This is a genomic window from Vibrio sp. 1401 (genome assembly GCF_033340295.1).
The window spans coordinates 1-519 of record NZ_JAWOWF010000831.1 but is presented as its reverse complement, the minus strand read 5'-3'; the positions used below and the strand labels follow the sequence as shown (position 1 = coordinate 519).

Annotated in this window: 2 pseudogenes; both read left to right on the top strand. The window is 42.2% G+C overall.

From position 1 onward, the window contains the following. Nucleotides 1-262 (top strand): annotated as a pseudogene (locus R7Z77_RS28415) (pilus assembly protein PilW); the annotation flags it as partial. Continuing rightward, nucleotides 262-519, top strand: a pseudogene (locus R7Z77_RS28410) (hypothetical protein); the annotation flags it as partial. The pseudogenes R7Z77_RS28415 and R7Z77_RS28410, both read left to right, overlap by 1 nt.

Below are 519 nucleotides of genomic sequence, written 5' to 3'. Positions count from 1 at the left end.
GTCGCTATTTGTGTGTGAAAAAAAGCAAATAACGATATGGGATGTTAATGACGTGGTCAACCTTGCAGGCACAGGCTCATGTAACACTCTCTTTGATAAAAAAGTTATTCACGTTAATCGATTTGACCTGGCTAGTGAATTGCTAGAAAGCACTGATGCAAAAAGTGCACTGGTGACCATTACATTGGGAACCGAATTGAAAGCCGCGACTGATATTCGCACGCAGCAGTCGTTTACTGCGATGCAAAGGAACTGGCAGTAATGAAGAAACAACAAGGTGCAGCTGCGTTATTAGTTGTGAGCGTATTGCTAGTTGCGGCATTAATGATGTCTCTCGGTAGCTATAAATCCCTCTTTTACCAAATTAAACGAGCCAACAATCAAATTGAAGCAAGACAGGAACATTGGCGTGCAGAAGGAGGGCTAGAGTGCGTCTACAGCAAGACCAAAATAAATAAAACACTGCCAACTAATGTGAATGATTGCATCACAGCTATGGGGCTTGATGCCTTAACATAT